The organism is Paenibacillus cellulosilyticus (genome assembly GCF_003182255.1).
GTDB lineage: Bacteria > Bacillota > Bacilli > Paenibacillales > Paenibacillaceae > Paenibacillus_T > Paenibacillus_T cellulosilyticus.
Genome location: NZ_QGTQ01000020.1, coordinates 92,543 through 110,640 on the forward strand (window position 1 = coordinate 92,543; position 18,098 = coordinate 110,640).

Genomic DNA, 18,098 nt, shown 5'->3' on the forward strand with positions numbered 1-18,098 from the left:
ATGTCCATTCGTAGCTTTCATAAATGTAATGGTAATATAGTCATGACCTGTTCACGCAGCACTTTAAAAGAGTCATAGTCCTTGTAATTACTTTCGTCCTTCATATAAAAAAGATCCCTCCATTGATACATCGTCCTAAGGAAATATGGAAAATAATAACTTTCTAATTTTCCCTCTCCAACCCCCTAAACTCCCTCGGGCTCATCCCCACCATCTTCTTAAACACCCTTCCGAAGTGCGAGAAGTTCTCGAATCCGCATTGCTCCGATATTAACGTAATGCTCCAATCCGTTGACCGCAGGAGATGCTCCGCCTCTCTGATTCGAGTGATATTGATGTACTGGCTGAAGCCGAAGCCGGTGACCTCCTTGAAGACGCGGCACAGATGTCCTTTGCTAATGAAGAATTGCTTCGCGAGATCATCCAGTAACAACGGTTCCATGAAGTGCTCGTTAATGTGGCGGGTTATCGCTGTAACCTTCTGCTGGACAGGTGAAAGGGTGTTGTCGGGCGCGGCCTTACGTTTCAGGATATAGCGAGCGATGAACAACAGCAGCTCAGTTGATTTGTTGCGAACATGCAGCAAGTAGCCTGGCGGACGTTCATTCAACTCTCCCAGCAGTGAACCAAGCAGCGCTTCTACATGCATTTGCTCTTGGATATTCAACCGGATAATCGGATGATCCGCGGCGAAGGAAACGAGCAGCAGCTCCGTCTCCTCCGGTGCCATTCCGTTAAAGAACGGAAGGTCGTAGTGCAGGACAGCACGTTCATGATTCGGTTCGCTCAGCTCAGAGGTTCGGTGGACGACGTTGGAGTCGACGAGTATGATGTCGCCCGGCTGGATGTGGTAGACGGAGTCGCGAATGAAGAACTTTCTAGAGCCGCTATATAGATAAAAGACTTCATACGATCGATGGTAGTGTGTCTCGTTCATGGAATGATAGCCGACTCTTCGGTCGAACTCAATCCATAAGGGCTCGGTCATCGACCCGAAGCGCAGCGAGTCGGGCAGTGATTGGATGGTTGTCATGGCAAGTTCTCATCTCCCTGAAGATAGCTAAGTCTATTATATCAATATTTGCATGGTTTATTGAATAACTGCGCATAAATGCGGAGAAATCACACCTATCTTATGCTAATCTCGAAGCATGAACAAGGAATGGGAAGAGCAGACACTACGGTGGGAGATGGATTCGATGCGCAAATTCAATTGCAACGAAGAGGAAGTTAAACAGCTGATCGATCGCGTTGTACGCAGAACGATGGAGATGGATTTTACATGGAATTGGTCCTGTGGCGTAGCTTTCTACGGGATCTCTAAAGCTTGGGAAGTGACGAAGAATCAAGATTATATCGATTATTTGGTCCATTGGGTGGACGAGTATCTAGAGCTTGGACTCCCGCCAATGATGGTCAATGCTTGTGCGATGGGTCATACGATGCTGACGCTGCACGAGGCGACAGGCGATGCGAAGTACCTCGATCTTGCACTGATGAAAGCGGAATATCTCCGCAAGGATGCAATTCGATTCGGGGAAGGCGTATTCCAGCATACCGTATCTTCGAAGAATGATTTCCCAGAGCAAGCATGGGCGGATACGCTCTTCATGGCTGCGTATTTCCTGCTACGCCTTGGCTTCAAGCTGGACAATAAGGAATACATTGAGGATGCGCTGAACCAATTCTACTGGCATGAGGAGTTTCTGCAGGATACGAAGACGAATTTGTTCTACCATGCTTGGGATAATGTGAGAGGCGATCATCTGTCCGGCATCTATTGGGGCAGAGCGAATGCGTGGGCGGCTTATACGATGGCGCAAGCGCACAAAATGCTCAATCCATTCATGCCGATGTGGATGCAACTCGGCGGGGCAGTAGGCGATCAGTTGAGCTCGCTCGTCCGCTTGCAGTCGCCGAATGGATTGTGGCGTACGGTGCTGAACGATGAGTCCTCTTATGAAGAAACGTCCGCTTCCGCTGGTATTGCAGCTGCGATGACGATCTACGCGCATCCGCTTCATCAAAACTATATGGCGAAGGCGTATGAGGGCATTCTGGCCAACATCGACGATGACGGCTCGGTTCGCAATGTATCGGCGGGCACTGCTGTTATGCATAGTGTAGAAGATTACAAGGTTATCTCTAAGAAGCGTCTGCAAGGCTGGGGCCAAGGCTTGACGCTCGCTTACTTGGTCGCGCTGCTTCAGAATACGAAAGTGGTTAGTGCCATATAAACTGCAGAGCTGCGAAAGTTGAGTACGTTATACATGGAAACGATAAACTCGTTTCCCAGGCATCCTATCGCCATTTTACAGAAGAGTCTCATCCGTCAAAGATGAGACTCTTCCTGCGTTCATCATTCTTTTCACAGATAAGAAAACCGCATTTGCATGCGGCTCTCTCTCCAATCTAGCGCCCGCCCGTATTTGAAGCCCAGACAGGAATCCAACTATTGGGATAGTAGGTATTTGTTAAGGTTGTGTTATAGAGAACCAGATTACCATCATTTTGCATGACCAGAGTGTCACCAGTTGTGTTAGCTGGCAAACCACTGCCGTGATGAGTTGGAATCCATGAGGCGGTATCGGTTAACCAAAGGGGTTGCTGAGTTGAATAATTAGTTACCCAGATATAATCCCAATCCCAACCCCAGTAATATTCGTATTGCAATGTTGTAGGATTGAATCCATAGCGGTAAGCATATTGATATACATATTGATAAGATCCGCCATATGTGTACATCACCAGTTTGCCAGTCGGTTCAAACTTGAACGAAATGGCTGAACTATTGTTAGTGCTGGTACTCCATATAGAAGAACCATTCTGATAGATGACAAAATTCCCGTCATTCTGCCAAATGGCCGCAAATCTGCCGTCTTGGGAGGCGAGATAGTCGCCTTTCGCAAAGCTGCTGCCTATAGTGAGCCGATCTCCAAGATTGCTGGCGGAAACTGTCGCTGGTACGGAAAATGCCAAAAGCAGCAAGCAAGCCATAACAATTCGAAAAGATCTGAAAGAAAGCAGTTTGTTCATTTGCCACACTCCTATGATCCTAGTAGTTGAAAGGAAATGCAAAATCTGAAATGTTCTTTAGGGTCACCTCCTTTATTTTGATAGATGATGCTCGTATTTATCAGCCCAATCACATCCTCTCCGGTTTGGTAATTGATACTTAAATTAACCATTTTATATAAATCATAGAATCTATTGTATATTACTGAGCTGGTTTTGCATAGTTGGAATTGAGGGAGAAGTTAGTTGCTCAACTTTCGCAGCTTCAATAAGATAGTAGAAAATAAACCGAGCCTCCTGAATAGCCTCTATAGTAAAGGGGGATCAGGATGGCAATCGTGCAAATGACGGATATTACGAAGTTTTTTCGGATGGGCGGGGAACGGTTTACGGCGCTGAACGAGGTTTCGCTTGAGGTGGAGCAGGGGGAATTTGTGGCGATTCAAGGGCCTTCCGGTTCGGGCAAATCGACGCTGATGAACATTATGGGCTGTTTGGACAAAGCGGATGGTGGTTCGTATTGGCTGGATGGAAAAGAAGTATCGGCGATAAGCGATAATAAATTGGCGGACGTGCGGAACCGGAAGATTGGGTTTGTTTTTCAGAACTATAACCTGCTGCCGGGGTTATCTGCCTATGAGAATGTTGAGCTTCCCCTTGTTTACCAAGGGAAGTCCGGCAAAGTAAGACGGGCAGCTGCACTGGATATGCTGGAGGCCGTAGGGTTAAGCAACCATGTCCGTCACAAGCCGTCTGAGATGTCAGGCGGGCAGCAGCAGAGAGTCGCTATAGCCCGGGCGCTCGTCGCTTCTCCTTCTATTCTGCTGGCGGATGAGCCGACTGGTGCGCTTGACACCCGTAATGGAATTGAAATTATGAATCTTCTCGCCAACCTGCATAAGAATGGCATGACGATCATTCTGATTACCCACGACCATGCCGTAGCTGCCTGCGCGGAGCGGATCATCTCGATCCGTGATGGGAAGATTGCGTAGGAGAAGTGAGAGACGGAGAGCTTCATACTCTGCTGCGAGGCCCTATTAGCGAGAGGAGGTCACTTCACTTTTGAACCATATCGATTGCAACGACAAAACATGGGGGCCGCGCTCTCATGTTTTTTTCATTTAGTACCCAAATTACCATTAACAAGTCATCAAATTGCCTATGACAATGCTGCGATTCACGATAACTTCTTTGGTAGTGAAAGCGGTAACAGTGCCCCATATCACTCGCCGCGCGCACAGGAGAGGAGGGGAAAGCACGCTTAAGACAAGCGATAGCTATATCACATCCAGACACAACAAGTACGCATGAACAGCATAGGGAAGTATGAACGATAAGAAGGGAGTTAATTGTGTGAGAAAATTAGGAATTGCCGCACTAGGCGTCGTGCTGGCAGCAGCGGTAATCGTGCCGCCGAGCAGTACGCTGCCGGTTGCCCATGCAGATACGGTGAAATTAACAAGTACGTTCGAGGACGGAACGCTGCAGGGCTGGGCCCCACGCATTGGCAGTGAGAGCGTTACATTGGCCGGGACGGCCGGTGCACGTTCAGGATCGCAAGGGATGCTCGTTGCGAACCGAACGGCAACTTACCAAGGTGCGAGCAAGGATGTGTTGTCCCAGTTCACGCTTGGGACAAGCTACACGGTGACCGGCTATGTGAAGCTGACTTCCGGCACGGCGAATACGAATGTGACGCTGTCGATGCAGAAGACGGTTGGCACGACAACGACGTACGAGAACCTCGCGACGGTGTCTGCGAGCGCAAGCGATTGGGTGAAGGTAGAGGCAACGTATCGGCTGAGTAGTGCGGCGGATGCGCTGTCGATTTATTTTGAATCCGCGGGTGCGACGATCTCGTTCTATGTGGACGATTTCTCCATCGTCGAGAAGAGCGCGACGCCAATCGAGGCGAGCATTACGCCGCTGAAGACGGCATTCGCTTCGTATTTCCCGATCGGTACGGCATTCACGAATGATGAGATGTACGGCGAGAACGCGAATTTAATGAAAAAGCATTTCGCCAGCGTAACGCCAGGTAATGCGCTGAAGTGGGATGCGACAGAGCCGACGGAAGGCAGTTTCAACTTCACAAGCTCAGATGAAGCCGTGCAATTCGCGGTCGATAACGGCATGAAGGTTCGCGGTCATACGCTCGTCTGGCACAACCAGACGCCGAACTGGGTGTTCTACGACAGCAACAGCCAGCTCGTAACGAAGGAAGTGCTGTATGCGCGGTTGAAAGCGCATATTGACGCCGTCGTTGGCCGCTACAAAGGCAAGATCTATGCGTGGGATGTCGCGAACGAGGTCATTGACGAATCGCAATCCGACGGGATGCGGAGAAGCCTATGGTACCAGATCGCAGGCGATGAGTATATCGAGAAAGCATTCGAGTACGCGCATGCTGCGGACCCGGATGCGAAGCTGTTCATTAATGACTACAACACGCATATTCCGGCCAAAGCGCAGTTCCTGCATGATCTCGTCCAGCGTCTGAAAGCCAAAGGCGTTCCAATCGACGGCATCGGCGAGCAGACGCATATCAATATCGATTACCCGGCGCTCAGCCAAATCGAGGATTCGATTGTGAAATTCTCGGATCTCGGCGTTACGCAAGAAATTACAGAGCTCGATATGAGTATCTATACGAGCAGCAGCCAGAGCTACACGTCGCTGTCGACTACCCTTGCGACTCAGCAGGCAACGCGGTATGCCGCGCTGTTTGAGATTTTCAAGAAGTATAAGGATCAGATCTCGAACGTTACGTTCTGGGGGCAAGACGATGCTCACAGCTGGCTGCGTACATCTCCAGTCACTCGTCTCGACTGGCCGCTGCTGTTCGATGATAATCTTCAATCGAAGTCTGCGTACTGGTCGCTTGTCAATGCATTGACGGTTCCGGCGGCACCGACGAACGTAACGGCGACAGCGGGCAACGCGCAAGCTGTACTGAGCTGGACGGCATCGACAGGTGCGACCTCGTATACGATCAAACGCGCAACGACGAGCGGCGGTCCATACACGAATGTAGCGACAGGCGTAACGGCGACCAGCTACACGAACACGGGACTCACAAACGGTACAACCTATTACTACGTTATCTCCGCTGTGAACGCGAATGGCGAAGGTGCAAACTCTACACAAGCGAGTGTGACGCCGACGAGTGGCACGACTGTGCCGGCAGCACCAACGAGTGTAGCGGCGGCGGCAGGTAACACACAGGCGACACTCACATGGACGGCTTCATCCGGCGCAACGTCGTATAATATCAAGCGTGCGACGACAAGCGGCGGTACGTATACTACGGTAGCAACGGGCGTCACAACGACGAGCTACACGAATACAGGACTGACGAATGGCACGACGTACTACTATGTGGTCAGCGCAGTGAACAGTGCGGGCGAAAGCGCGAACTCCTCACAAGCGAGCGTTACGCCTACGGCTGGCAGCACCGGAACGTCGAGCCTCGTGCTTCAATACCGCGCAGGGAATACGAACGCAACCGATAACGCAATCCAGCCATTTTTCAATATTAAAAATACAGGCACGACCGCAATCAACCTTAGCGATCTGACGATCCGTTACTACTTCACGAAGGAAGGCACAGCGGATATGACTTCGTGGATCGACTATGCGCAAATCGGCGGCAGCAATGTGCTGCGTACGTTCGGCACGTTGTCCGCTACGAACGCTGACACCTACGTCGAGCTGAGCTTCTCGTCGTCGGCCGGAACACTCCAGCCTGGTGCACAGACGGGCGAGATTCAGCTGCGCATGCATAAGTCGGATTGGTCGACCTTCAACGAAGCGAACGATTACTCGTTCGACGCGACGAAGACGACATACACGGATTGGACGAAGGTCACGCTGTACCAGAGCGGCGTTAAAGTGTGGGGCGTTGAGCCGTCTTAATCGAATAAGTATAGGGTATGTTCAAATGAAAAAGCCGTCAAGCAGCCGGATATATTCCGCTGCCTGACGGCTTCTTCTATGTGTTTAAAATCCCATTTCTTTACGGAATGCCTCGATCTGCTCGGCGGACCACTTGGGACCCTCGAACAGCTTACCGGAGCGGGCTTCCGCCAGCGCGTCATTGAGCCAGTTCAATTCCGTCTCGCTGAATTGAATGCAGCCGCGGACGAACATGGACGAACCCGCTGGAATATATGGACTCTTCAGCTCGTAAATCATTCGCAGTCTTGCAAGCCGCTCCTCACAGCTTGCGATTTGCTTCTCGATGTGAGCAATAATCGATTCCGGCTCACAGTGCCGCACGAACGGCAGCGCCATGAAGACCGGATGCTGCGGATAGGAGCTTTGCTCGAACTGCTGATGGACGAGCTTAATGAAAGCTTCCCGGCCAGCGTCCGTAATGCGGAAAATCGTCTTGTCCGGACGATTCTCGCCCGGAACAGGCACGATCTCTGCTGCTTCGACCAGTCCGTCTTCTCGGAGCTGGTCTACGGCATAGTACAGCGAGCCGTCGCGAAGCTTGAACGTTTCATTCCAGTTGCGGGCTTTGATCGTCTGTCTGATTTCATAAGGATGCTTGTTGCCTTCCATAAGCAGTCCAAGAACTAGCAGCCTCATTGACATGATCGATCAACCTTTCTGGTAGGATGGGTCTGGCTTGCCTGCGCCGCCTGCGGCACCGGAAGGACCCTGACCTTGACCGCCTGGTGCGCCTTGCGTGCCTGGCTTCGACAGCTCTAGACGTGCGCGGCCCATCAGCAGTACGAAGACGAATGCAATGACCGGCAGTAGGACTGTCCATTGGAATACACCGTGAATAATGGAGTCGGACAGCTTGCCGATTAGCAATTTCACAACGTCTGCTGGCATGCCCATTTGCTGCTGTACCTCAGGGTCGAGCAGCGCTTGACCGCCTTTGATCTTCTCAGCGAGCTCTGGGCTCAAGTTCGGCAGGGAACTGATACCCTCTTGGAAATTATGCTTCTGCGTCGCGCCGAACACGGCAATGGCAAGTGCGGAGCCGATCGTACGGAAGAACATGATGAGCGACGATGCCGAACCTTTGAATTGCGGCGGAACGGCGTTAAGTGTCGAGATGTTAAGCAGCGAGAACGATACGCCCATGCCGAGACCGATAATGATCATGTACAGTGCAATGACCAGACGGCTCGTTTCATCGCTGAGCGCGTAGCCGAGCAGCGATGTGCCAATGATGAGTACACATACGGATACGAGCATAACGCTGCGGTATGCGAATTTGTGTGCGATTCGTCCGCCGACTTGGGCGCTGACGACGACGCCAAGCATCATTGGAATAAGTACGGTACTCGTTTCAGTCGCTGTTTTGTTGAATACGCCTTGGATGAAAATCGGAATATACGTTGCGCCTGCGATCATAACGCCGCCGTACAAGAGCGAAATCATCATGCTGCTCGTGAACAGCTTGTTACCGAACAGGCCGAGCTTGATGATCGGATCCTTCGACTTCTTCTCAGCAAGGAGGAACAAGCCGAGGAACACGATAGCAGCGATAAACAGCGAGATCGTCTTCAGTGAATCCCATGCCCATCCGTCCGTACCGCCGAGCTCAAGACCAAACATCAGGAACAGAATCGCAGCTGTGAGCGTAATAGCGCCGAGCCAGTCGATGCTTTGCTTACGCGGATTCTTATTCTCATGATAAGCCTGTGCGATGAACAGAATCGAAAGAATGCCGATTGGAACGTTGATGTAGAAAATCCAGCGCCAGCTCCAGTTGTCTGTAATCGCGCCGCCCAAGATTGGGCCGAACACGCTGGAGATGCCGAATACGGCGCCGAACAGACCCATCATTTTGCCCCGCTTCTCAGCTGGGAACAGGTCGAAAATAATCGTAAATACGATCGGCATCAGCGCGCCGCCGCCAATCCCTTGAATGGCCCGATAGATGATGAGCTGATCCATGTTCTGAGCGGTGCCGCATAGGACAGAGCCTGCGATGAACAGTACGAGTCCTAATAGGAAAAAGCGTTTGCGTCCGTACATATCGGACAATTTACCGATAATCGGCGTCGAGACGACCATCGCGATCATGTACGCGGAGTACACCCACACGAAACTCTCGAAGCCCCCAAGCTTCTTAATTATGGTGGTCATCGCGGTCGAGACGATCGTCTGATCGAGCGATGCCATGAACAGCCCGAGGAGCAGGCCTGCGACGACCAGCTTCACGTTGCTTTTCTTTGCATCCATTGTCAACTTCCTTTCAAGTATGACTCAAATATTTCATTGCCGTTGCTTATTATACTCAAATTTGAGTTTATTACAACCGCTAATTTTGGAGATTCGCTTCCCTTATTTGCAGGAAATGGTCGGTTTACGTGATCTTAAATTTTTTCCCGGTTGAGTGGAGATGGAGGAAGGACTTAGATGCGAATAGCGCTAGTATTTGATTTGATTCGCATGGAATAATCTCCCTACTACCTGATATTGGGGTAAAATAAAAATAATAGTTCGGAACCTGTAAGGATTGCCGTGCGAGTGGCATCTATCATACATCCGCGAATCGACGGATGACGAGATGAGTCGGGAGGAGGTGACGGTAATGCATGTTGTGACGGAAGCTGCAGCGTGGGGCAGCGTCGAAGATGAGCTCGACAATGAGGGCGCAGCAGCCGAGTTGAAGGATGAGCAGTTGGTCGAGCTGGCACGGACCGGTGACCGAGAAGCGTTCGGCGAGCTGGTGCGCAGACATCGGGCAAGAGCTCTAGGGGTAGCCTCGACGATTACAAGGGACGGGCAGCTTGCGGAAGACATCGTACAAGAGGCGCTAGTGTCGGCTTTTCTACGAATCGAGACGTTGATGGAGCCGAGCCGATTCCGGTATTGGCTGGAGCGCATCGTTCGCAACCAGGCGATGATGAAGCTTCGCAGGAGCGGTCCTGGCGGGAGAGCAAGCACCTTCTCGGAGATTGCGCACCGATTGGGCAAGCTCACGGAAGAAGAGTGGAATGATTGCTCGCTTCTTGATCGGATGTTATTCCGAATAGTCGAGCGGCATGGCGAGGTGCCTTACAATGAGACGGACCCACAGGCCCGACTAATGCGCAAGGAGATGTTCGAAGGGCTGTATGAACTGCTCTTATGCTTGAATGCAAAGGAGCGCGCCGTGTTCGAAGCTCATGTATTCCGTCAATTGTCTCCTATCGAAATTTCGGATGCGCTCGGCATGTCGGTTGGCGCTGTTCATACGTCGATCTCTCGTTCGCGTAAAAAGGTGCAGCGAGAGCGAATTCGCGTCTATTTTCGAGGATATGCGGAAGAGAAGAAGCAGGCAGGTCGTCCAACGAGACGCGTGCTTGCGCCGCCAGTCCGATTATGAGGAGAGAAAAGAGATGACGGGGATAACGCAAGAAGAACGGAAGAACCGAACGTACACGGCTGCGGCAGGTGCCATTTATGCCGTGCTGCAGTATACCAGTCAGAAGGATAGCTATACGCTCACGGATGTGATGGGACTGACCGGACATGCCTTCCGTATCAATATTCATCCTGAGGATGTAAGCCCTGCGGGGCCAACGATGTTCTCTCCGACGGAACTGCTCGAGAAGGGTCTGAACAATCTTGGCTTCGCTGCCGAGCAGCTGTACGGGTTTCCAACCCCGGCGCCGCTGGAGAAGCTGGAGCAGGCTATTCGTTTCGCCCAAGAGACGATCGACCGCGGCATACCTGCTATCGGCTGGAGCTTGTTTACGGCAGAATTCGGCGTTATTTACGGCTATGACGATGAGAAGCAGGAGCTGTACTGCAGCGACCGAGCGCAGGACGGTCCGCTGCCGTATGCGAAGCTGAATGAGCTTCAGATGAAGTTCGTCTTTATGCTGCGAATCATTGGAGAGCTGACGGTGGACCCATTGGCGGCGCTCAAGACAGCGCTCGCTGGCATTGTGCAGTTCGCTCGAGGAAAGGCCCCTACCTTATCGGATACGTTCAAGCACGGTTTGGCGGGTTATGATGCGTGGATACAAGCTTTCGAAGGTGGGAAGGTCAATCCGTTCGGTAATGCTGACAACGCCAGAATTGTTGGTGACGCAAGGGAGTATGCGGTGGAGTTCCTTCGCTCACTGTCTGAGAAGTGGACCGGAGACGGTCAGGAACAATTGGCGATTCGCAGCTTGTCGCAGGAGGCGCTGCCGCATTTCGAACGGGTGGTTGAAGCGTTTCGCGCGTTACAACTGCGTTTCCCGTTCCCGCATGGCGGCGAGCCCAACGACCCTGTTCAAGCGGCGGAAGCGATTAAGCTGTTGACGGTGGCGAGAGACAGCGAGACAGCTGGCATTGCCGTGTTAGAGCGTCTGCTTGAGCAATTGAACATGGCAGAGGCGTAATGCTCAGAATAGTGAAACAGCCGCACACGGCCCGGAGGGAGTCCGGCGTGGCGGCTGTTCTTTTTGTGCAAATAAAGTTACTTGCTGCTTGTACTGTTTGTTCCCAGTAGATTCTTAATGTCTGCCTTGGCGCGGAGCTCGTCGATATAGGATGGAGACAATTCGTAGATTTTCTGAGAGGTTAGCGTCTCCTTAATTTGATCTTTGACGTCCTCGAGCGTCTTAGTGACAGCCGCTTTATGATCCGTTACAAGAATGAGATGATAGCCGTACTGCGACTGTACGGGCAAGCTGATCTCACCGACCTTGAGCGAAAATGCAGCGTCTTCGAACTCAGAAACCATGACCCCGCGTGCAAAATATCCGAGATCCCCACCATTTGCGCCAGACCCTGTATCGATCGATTTCTCCTTCGCTAACGCTGCGAAGTCGGTGCCATTGATCAACTGCGTATAGATCGCGTCGGCTTCATCCTTAGTCGCCACAAGAATATGAGAGGCATGTACTTGCTCCGGTGTATTGAACGAGTCTTTGTACTGATTGTAATAAGAACGGATGGCACTGTCCGTTATGTTAATTTGTGCAAGGAGAAGTTTGCGCAGCTGAGCCTGCTCGAGCAGATCAGGATAGAGATCATCTTCGGTCATATGATATTGCTGCAGCGCTAACTCGAAGTTTTCACGGGAGCCCATGTTATTGATGATATTGTTCAGTTCACGTTGAATATCGTCCGTGGTGATCAAGATACCGCGTGCGTCAGCTTCCTGCTTTACAAGCTCGTATGTAATAAGCCCTCCGAGAACCGTATCTCCATTGCCGCCTTTAATGAGTGCTTCGAACAGCTGCTGCTGCTGGATACCTATGCCATTAACGGTCGCAACGAGATCGGTGCCCGACTGCTGTTTCGGCGTAGTGAAGTAGATGGACGACTTGGCACCGTCGTAGCGCACACCTTGTCCAAACGCATCCGCTGCAAAACGAAGCGGTACATATGTGGTGCCGTTGTACACGATGCTCGGCTGCGAGTCAGGCACTTTCTTCTCGACGCCGTCGAAGAACAATTTCAACGGTTTGACGATAACCTCAATCTTGCTAGGATCCGCCGCATAGCTGACGCCGCTGAAGAACAATGCGCCCGCGCAGAAGGAAACGATGACGTGCTTGAGCTTGTACATAATCGCTTAATGACCCCATTTCGATGAATGTGTCTATCAAGTACCATTATATAGTGAATTTCTGCAAGAACATATCCTATCATTTCGTTTGGAGCGATATGCTGGATGTAACGGTCGCCACAGCGCCTATTGCAGCATTATTGGCACGAATGAAGCGCTAAAGGTTGCGACAAAGGTTATCCGATGCTGGAGGCCCATTTATGTATTCAAAATGATCCCATAAGCAATATAGCAACTGTTAGAGCTGGGAATGACGCTTTTTCAACCTAATAAGCTCTGTTGCAACCGTAAGAACGTGTTGAAAACGGAACACGGAACGCGGAACACAAGCAAATCCCAAAAGTCATTAATCGACTCTCGGGTTTTCCGATCAATCTTTCATCCGCCGCAGAAGCGGCGCAGGTTCAACGGTCGTCCACACAAAAAAGGCCCCGAGGGGCCTAAGATGTGAGGCAGCCTTGTCCAACAAAGTTAATTTCGGCTAGCCTTAGGAGACGACAAACTGAACCATGATCGGAACGCCGGGGTCCAGAGCGTCGCCTCCCGGGATAGTGAGCGTAGTGGTTGTCACTGTCGAAGTGTCGCTCGTTTGCATGACCCCGTTAATGTACAGATTGTAATAATTGAACGATCCCGGAAATGCTGTTGCGGTACCCCCTGTGTCGTTCGTGAATACTGTAGCTGCGATTGCAAACGTCGCGCCTGTACCCGTTCCATCACCGATTGTGGCAGTGAATCTCCGAGTATTTTGATACGGTTGTACGATTGGCATATATCATCACTCCTTTCTCATCTAGTAGATTCCAAATGGACGAGCAATGCGAGGGCTATTTTTCCAAAATATTCTAATTGTCGACATGCGCAGTCAATTGAACGATTTCTAATACGATCGACGTTCCGGCATAGATCATGCTGTCCTGCGATGGAAAAAACAAAGAGGCGGGGCTAACGGTATATATGCCGCCGGGCTGCATGATCCCATTGACATACAGGTTGTTATAGCTGCCTTGGCCGAGCCCTATAAATTCAGCTGCTGCATTTCCTGTATCGTCCGTAAATAGATTGGCGGGAAGCGTAATCGACGATATTAAATCAAGATCGATATCCGGAATATAGAAATAGCGGTTTATGGACGATGTGACGACGATTGCCGGCACTGATACGCTCCCTTGAGGTCCTTGAGGTCCTTGAGGTCCTTGAGGTCCTTGAGGTCCTTGCGGTCCGGTCGGACCCGTATCTCCTTGCGGACCATGAGGACCGATTGAACCCGTATCCCCTTGCGGGCCTGCATATCCTGCCTTCGTTTCTTCGAAGGAAACGTATCGGGTTTCGTCTTTAAGTAATACCGGGCTGACCTGAACAAGATATGGATCAGATACCTCGAGTGAATGATGGGGCGAGGGCGGCTGAATCATTTTCCTGCAACGCTTGATGTGTCCTGATCTACGTTTACTCAGAAGAGGTTTTCTAATGCGTGCTGGTTTCTTGTCTTTATTTGCAGATACACGCTTCCGCGTCAAACGTCCGCAATTACGTTTTCTCAATCGGGCGTTCCTTTTGCTCAGGCGCCTCAAATAAATCACTCTCCTTAGGAACGCGGTGCGTATGCCCTATTCTTATGCGGTAAGCGAATTCGGAGAGTGGACGAATGAACTACGTTTTGTATTTGTTTCTATTTATTAACAAATGCGTGGGTGACGATATAGATAAGCCGATGGGGCAGCCTATTTCGGCATGCAAGACGATCTGGATGAAAATGCAAAAACAACCCGTCTTGTTGGCTCAAGACGGGTTGTTTTCTATCGTTTCGAAAGCTCGGTCAAATAAACTTCCGACTCGTCTTCTTCCCGTCGCAGCTGAACACGATCTTCTTATCCTCGATCACCGTCTCGAGGTGAATCGACTTGCCCCACAGCGATACGATATGAGGGAGAGTGCGCTCCAGATACTTGAGATCGAGCTCAACGCCTTCGTAGCGATGCTTCAGATACATTTCGCCGACGCGGTTGAAATCGCCGTCCTGCACGACGATGCTCGGGAAGCCGCCGTTGACGCGGGAGGTGACGAGCTGATCGCGGATGTTCGCCCACGTTTTGTCGGTAATTTTCCACTCCGGACCCTTCTTCTCGAAAACGTACAGATCCAGATCCTTCACCAGCTGCTTGTCGAGGTAGTTGCGCAGGAACGAGATGTCCGCATCCTCTTCGCGTACTTCGAAGATTTTCTCCCGGCCTTTGCCGGGCTTCATGCCGAACCGATCGCGCTCCTCCTGCGTCGGATTATCCCAGCGCTTCTCGATGTGCTCGAAGATTTTCAACCCGAGGTAGTACGGGTTCAGCGTATGCCGTGACGGCACGACAACGGAGCTGTTCAGCTTAGCGAACTCGATTGTTTCTTCGCTCGTCAGATCGAGCTCGCGGATAATCCGCTGATGCCAGTACGAAGCCCAGCCTTCGTTCATAATCTTCGTCTCGAGCTGCGGCCAGAAGTACAGCATCTCATCACGGAGCATCGACATGATGTCGCGCTGCCAGTCCTCGAGAATGGTGGAGTACTCTTCAATGAACCAGACAAGATCCTTCTCCGGCTCTGGCGGGAACCGGATGGTGTTCGCATCCTGAGCATTCTCGCTGTTGTCCGATGGATCAAGCGACCACAGATCGTCGTAAGCGCCCTCGACCTCCGGTTGGTTGAGGGATCGGGCATTTTCTTTCACGAGCATTTCGATATAACGCGTCTTGTCGAGGTTGTACGGACGGATGATTGTCGGATCGATGTGCTCCTGGATGGCAAGAACGGAGTCAATGAACTTCTCGACCCGCTCGGAGCCGTATTCCAGCTCATATTGCGCAACGCGTTCCGCGGTGGCGGACATACTCTCGACCATGTTCCGGTTCGTCTGACTGAAACGGGCATTGTTTTTGAAAAAATCGCAGTGCGCAAGCACGTGAGCGACGATCAGCTTATTCTGAATGAGCGAGTTGCCGTCGAGCAGGAAAGCATAGCACGGGTTGGAGTTAATGACGAGCTCGTAAATTTTGCTCAGACCGAAGTCATATTGCATTTTCATCTTATTGAACGTCTTACCGAAGCTCCAGTGACTGAACCGAGTTGGCATGCCATACGCCCCGAACGTATAGATGATGTCAGCGGGGCAGATCTCGTAGCGCATCGGATAAAAGTCGAGGCCGAACCCTTGGGCGATCTCTGTAATTTCATCAATCGCCCGTTCGAGCTGGCGAATTTCATCTTGTTTCATCGGCATGATCCCTCCGAGCGAGATAATACGTTTCATACCATAGGTATGTCTCAGGGGAGGAGGATATGCCTGCTTAAACCAAAAGGAAAGTAGTATAGAAGATATAATGGTAGATATCGTATAGAAATCGGTTATGCATGCTTTGATTTGCGAAAAATGAATAAGGCGCTGGCGGACATTATGACGTCAGTGCACGGTTGAAGAACCTTGCCACGAAGAGATCAGATGACTTCGGTATCGATATAGAGGAATATGCAGACAAAGGGCTCTATTTGGGAAAAGTCAGCTAGTGGATATATGTCTATTGTTTGGAAAACGAGCGTGAGCGTGTTGCGGAGCTAATACGATTACGCAAGTTGAATTATCGCGAGGGAAAATAAATACGGACACAAAATGCCAAGACTACTGCTTCAATGCATGCTTCTTGGCATTCTTTATTCTTCATCGGGATCAATTCCCCAGAAGATATGATGAGCATTGCCAGAGTTAGCGAAATAACAGGCGTCCACATAAACATTGTGCATCGCTGCATCAACCTTATATACAATGACAACATTTCCGACTAGTGTCCATGCATAGCCGTTAAATGAAAAGCCAGGGAAGTCCGAGATTCCATATGCCTTGTTATCTGGTTCTGAGGATAGTATGGATTTGGAACGGCGGAAGACGTTCATCGGATCCACCTTGAATGTCTGCATATGTGCAAGAGAAACTCTTGCATGACTTGACCATAGAACCGTGTAACGATTATTTGTCATGTTTGACCTCGGCAATCAGGCGTGCGAACTCTTCCTCATCATCACTGTAGGTAGAGATGCCTCTTTGCCGATCTAACTCAGCTTGCGTTAGTTGATGAATGACATCGGGATCATTGAAGATTGCTGCAGTCATCTTCTTCTTCTGAATATCGGTTAAGCGGGAGGGATCTTCCTTACGAGTTAATCGAACATCGTATCCGAAATGGTCTTCGATAAGATGAACGAGATCTTCAAGCTCTACAACGGACTTGTCTTTAAAGCTCTGCTCCAGTTCGTGTTTGGATAAAGACATCACCATCACCGTCCTTTCATCCATTGTACCACAACAGCACGTTTGCTAATATACCACTGGTATGGGAAGCTAATTTAGCTCATTCGTTTAAATAGTATTATCTATGAAGGGACGGATGAAATGACATATGAATTATAATTATTTAATCCTCTGGATTAGATTGGAGTCGGGTTTTTCATGCACCAATTGAAGCACCTTGGCGTTGCTTAGTCAGTAGATAGATTGGATTGAACGGCCAGCGTTATGGACAGGCTGAAGGCTAGAAGGAGGATGAGTATGAATATCCTATTAAGCTTGTCTATCGCAGCAATTTGTTATCTCCTATTCCGGGATTATAAGCAGAGGAAATTACTGAATAGCTATCGTGCGCATGCACTTGAGGCTTTTACTTCGCATGAAGATATGAAGGAGACATTGAGGATCGGATTATATAATCGTTTCAAAAGAGAAGAAGACGCAGATAAGGAAGAAGACCCGCTGCTGTTCGAGCATTTTGTAGCGGACATTATGACTTCCGTGCGTGGTGGGCGAACATTCGTCACCAAAGGTTCGGGCGATTATGGGATTGATATCGAGGAGCAAGCGGACAAAGGGCTTTATCTTGGCCAAGTGAAATGCTGCAAAGATCCAGTTGGTTATGAGCCTATCGCGATCATTCACTCTCAGATGATGAAGCAGGATGCGGTAGGAGGGTACGTAGTGACCACAAGTAAGTTTACTCCGAATGCGTATGCCTATGCCAAAGGGCTTAACATCGATCTCATTAACGGCACGCAATTGGTGGAAATATGGATGGACTATCTAGATGATAAACGGGAGAGCGTGGGCGAACTGCTGCCATTGCCTCAAGTATAAGAGGCTGTCCCAAAAGTAGGTCAGCTCACTCATAAGCTAGATCAATTTATTGAAAAAAGTAAGAAATGACGGTTCAGGGAGGTCAATCCTGAACCGTCATTTCTATTTTTCTATCTACCGCTACCTTCTTGAACAAATTAAGGGCAAGCGATAGCCACCCGACCTCAAGGCTTGCTTTTTGCAAGCCTCGAAGCAGAAACCGCCGGAATCCCTGGTTATTCTTTATTTGCCCAAACACACTCTCCGGTTCACTTGGGATGGTAACTGTCTCGGCCACCGCCAGGATAAGCACTGGCGAAGATCTTGTCGTCCAGCCGATTTACGGCAGCATTGACGACACGAACGAGGTGATTCGAGGGAATGTCCTCTTCGAGATCCATTGGCAAGCAGAGTTGGTCC

Annotated in this window: 17 protein-coding genes and 1 pseudogene; 6 read left to right on the top strand and 12 right to left on the bottom strand. The window is 50.3% G+C overall.

The annotated features are described in order from the left end of the window. Nucleotides 1-163: 163 nt before the first annotated feature. Entirely contained in the window at nt 164-1,033 is an 870-nt protein-coding gene (locus tag DFQ01_RS20945; RefSeq protein ID WP_110045868.1) for a helix-turn-helix transcriptional regulator, read from the bottom strand. A 166-nt stretch (nt 1,034-1,199) separates the two neighbouring features. Between DFQ01_RS20945 and DFQ01_RS20950 the strand changes: the two genes are divergently transcribed. Beyond that, complete coding sequence (locus DFQ01_RS20950) at nt 1,200-2,237, top strand: glycoside hydrolase family 88/105 protein (RefSeq protein ID WP_110045887.1); 1,038 nt, start codon at nt 1,200-1,202, stop codon at nt 2,235-2,237. A gap of 175 nt (nt 2,238-2,412) precedes the next feature. On the opposite strand, the gene DFQ01_RS20955 is transcribed toward DFQ01_RS20950, so the two are convergent. Next, entirely contained in the window at nt 2,413-3,036 is a 624-nt protein-coding gene (locus DFQ01_RS20955) for a hypothetical protein (protein WP_110045869.1), read from the bottom strand. A gap of 308 nt (nt 3,037-3,344) precedes the next feature. On the opposite strand from DFQ01_RS20955, the gene DFQ01_RS20960 reads away from it, so the two are divergent. Beyond that, nucleotides 3,345-4,010 carry an ABC transporter ATP-binding protein gene (locus DFQ01_RS20960; RefSeq protein ID WP_110045870.1) on the top strand — a complete coding sequence of 222 codons (666 nt, stop codon included), beginning with the start codon at nt 3,345-3,347 and terminating at the stop codon, nt 4,008-4,010. 361 nt (nt 4,011-4,371) lie between these two features. Further along, nucleotides 4,372-6,933, top strand: a complete 2,562-nt coding sequence (locus tag DFQ01_RS20965) for an endo-1,4-beta-xylanase (protein ID WP_174812789.1) — start codon at nt 4,372-4,374, stop codon at nt 6,931-6,933. A gap of 84 nt (nt 6,934-7,017) precedes the next feature. Here DFQ01_RS20965 and DFQ01_RS20970 read toward each other — a convergent pair whose 3' ends face one another. Then, nucleotides 7,018-7,617: a PadR family transcriptional regulator gene (locus DFQ01_RS20970; RefSeq protein WP_110045872.1), complete on the bottom strand. Its 600-nt coding sequence runs from the start codon at nt 7,615-7,617 to the stop codon at nt 7,018-7,020. Nucleotides 7,618-7,623: 6 nt separating this feature from the next. Continuing rightward, nucleotides 7,624-9,225: an MDR family MFS transporter gene (locus DFQ01_RS20975; protein WP_110045873.1), complete on the bottom strand. Its 1,602-nt coding sequence runs from the start codon at nt 9,223-9,225 to the stop codon at nt 7,624-7,626. 352 nt (nt 9,226-9,577) lie between these two features. On the opposite strand from DFQ01_RS20975, the gene DFQ01_RS20980 reads away from it, so the two are divergent. Continuing rightward, on the top strand, nt 9,578-10,354 hold the full coding sequence (locus DFQ01_RS20980) for an RNA polymerase sigma factor (RefSeq protein WP_174812788.1): 777 nt from the start codon (nt 9,578-9,580) through the stop codon (nt 10,352-10,354). A 13-nt stretch (nt 10,355-10,367) separates the two neighbouring features. After that, nucleotides 10,368-11,360, top strand: coding sequence for a cysteine peptidase family C39 domain-containing protein (locus tag DFQ01_RS20985; RefSeq protein WP_110045875.1), 993 nt, complete (start codon nt 10,368-10,370; stop codon nt 11,358-11,360). A 77-nt stretch (nt 11,361-11,437) separates the two neighbouring features. Here the strand turns inward: DFQ01_RS20985 and DFQ01_RS20990 are convergent, their stop codons facing one another. From DFQ01_RS20990 to DFQ01_RS21015, 6 genes are all read right to left on the bottom strand, one after another. Next, entirely contained in the window at nt 11,438-12,535 is a 1,098-nt protein-coding gene (locus DFQ01_RS20990) for a peptidylprolyl isomerase (protein ID WP_110045876.1), read from the bottom strand. Nucleotides 12,536-13,022: 487 nt separating this feature from the next. Further along, nucleotides 13,023-13,307 (bottom strand): DUF4183 domain-containing protein, encoded by a 285-nt coding sequence (locus tag DFQ01_RS20995; protein ID WP_110045877.1) that lies wholly within the window; start codon nt 13,305-13,307, stop codon nt 13,023-13,025. A gap of 73 nt (nt 13,308-13,380) precedes the next feature. After that, nucleotides 13,381-13,692, bottom strand: coding sequence for a DUF4183 domain-containing protein (locus tag DFQ01_RS31405; protein ID WP_217490359.1), 312 nt, complete (start codon nt 13,690-13,692; stop codon nt 13,381-13,383). Nucleotides 13,693-14,354: 662 nt separating this feature from the next. After that, the gene (locus tag DFQ01_RS21005; RefSeq protein WP_110045888.1) at nt 14,355-15,794 is read right to left on the bottom strand and encodes a SpoVR family protein; all 1,440 of its coding nucleotides are present in this window, start codon (nt 15,792-15,794) and stop codon (nt 14,355-14,357) included. 434 nt (nt 15,795-16,228) lie between these two features. Continuing rightward, nucleotides 16,229-16,552, bottom strand: a complete 324-nt coding sequence (locus DFQ01_RS21010; protein ID WP_146216905.1) for a hypothetical protein — start codon at nt 16,550-16,552, stop codon at nt 16,229-16,231. Beyond that, entirely contained in the window at nt 16,542-16,844 is a 303-nt protein-coding gene (locus tag DFQ01_RS21015; RefSeq protein ID WP_146216906.1) for a hypothetical protein, read from the bottom strand. Before DFQ01_RS21015 ends, DFQ01_RS21010 begins: the two co-directional genes overlap by 11 nt. Nucleotides 16,845-17,120: 276 nt before the next feature. Between DFQ01_RS21015 and DFQ01_RS21020 the strand changes: the two genes are divergently transcribed. Next, a complete protein-coding gene (locus tag DFQ01_RS21020) occupies nt 17,121-17,699 on the top strand; it encodes a restriction endonuclease (RefSeq protein ID WP_110045881.1) in 579 nt (192 codons plus the stop codon). An 82-nt stretch (nt 17,700-17,781) separates the two neighbouring features. Here DFQ01_RS21020 and DFQ01_RS21025 read toward each other — a convergent pair whose 3' ends face one another. Further along, entirely contained in the window at nt 17,782-17,991 is a 210-nt protein-coding gene (locus DFQ01_RS21025; RefSeq protein ID WP_174812787.1) for a transposase, read from the bottom strand. Then, nucleotides 17,951-18,098, bottom strand: a pseudogene (locus DFQ01_RS32295) (transposase); the annotation flags it as partial. The pseudogene DFQ01_RS32295 and the gene DFQ01_RS21025, both read right to left, overlap by 41 nt.

Coding starts and splice junctions, on each gene's coding strand:
- DFQ01_RS20955 (WP_110045869.1), bottom strand. CDS start 3,036: ATGAACAAACTGCTTTCTTTCAGATCTTTTCGAATTGTTATGGCTTGC.
- DFQ01_RS21005 (WP_110045888.1), bottom strand. CDS start 15,794: ATGAAACAAGATGAAATTCGCCAGCTCGAACGGGCGATTGATGAAATT.
- DFQ01_RS21010 (WP_146216905.1), bottom strand. CDS start 16,552: ATGACAAATAATCGTTACACGGTTCTATGGTCAAGTCATGCAAGAGTT.
- DFQ01_RS20950 (WP_110045887.1), top strand. CDS start 1,200: ATGCGCAAATTCAATTGCAACGAAGAGGAAGTTAAACAGCTGATCGAT.
- DFQ01_RS21020 (WP_110045881.1), top strand. CDS start 17,121: ATGAATATCCTATTAAGCTTGTCTATCGCAGCAATTTGTTATCTCCTA.
- DFQ01_RS20980 (WP_174812788.1), top strand. CDS start 9,578: ATGCATGTTGTGACGGAAGCTGCAGCGTGGGGCAGCGTCGAAGATGAG.
- DFQ01_RS20985 (WP_110045875.1), top strand. CDS start 10,368: ATGACGGGGATAACGCAAGAAGAACGGAAGAACCGAACGTACACGGCT.
- DFQ01_RS21015 (WP_146216906.1), bottom strand. CDS start 16,844: ATGTCTTTATCCAAACACGAACTGGAGCAGAGCTTTAAAGACAAGTCC.
- DFQ01_RS20975 (WP_110045873.1), bottom strand. CDS start 9,225: ATGGATGCAAAGAAAAGCAACGTGAAGCTGGTCGTCGCAGGCCTGCTC.
- DFQ01_RS20995 (WP_110045877.1), bottom strand. CDS start 13,307: ATGCCAATCGTACAACCGTATCAAAATACTCGGAGATTCACTGCCACA.
- DFQ01_RS20970 (WP_110045872.1), bottom strand. CDS start 7,617: ATGTCAATGAGGCTGCTAGTTCTTGGACTGCTTATGGAAGGCAACAAG.
- DFQ01_RS20945 (WP_110045868.1), bottom strand. CDS start 1,033: ATGACAACCATCCAATCACTGCCCGACTCGCTGCGCTTCGGGTCGATG.
- DFQ01_RS20960 (WP_110045870.1), top strand. CDS start 3,345: ATGGCAATCGTGCAAATGACGGATATTACGAAGTTTTTTCGGATGGGC.
- DFQ01_RS20990 (WP_110045876.1), bottom strand. CDS start 12,535: ATGTACAAGCTCAAGCACGTCATCGTTTCCTTCTGCGCGGGCGCATTG.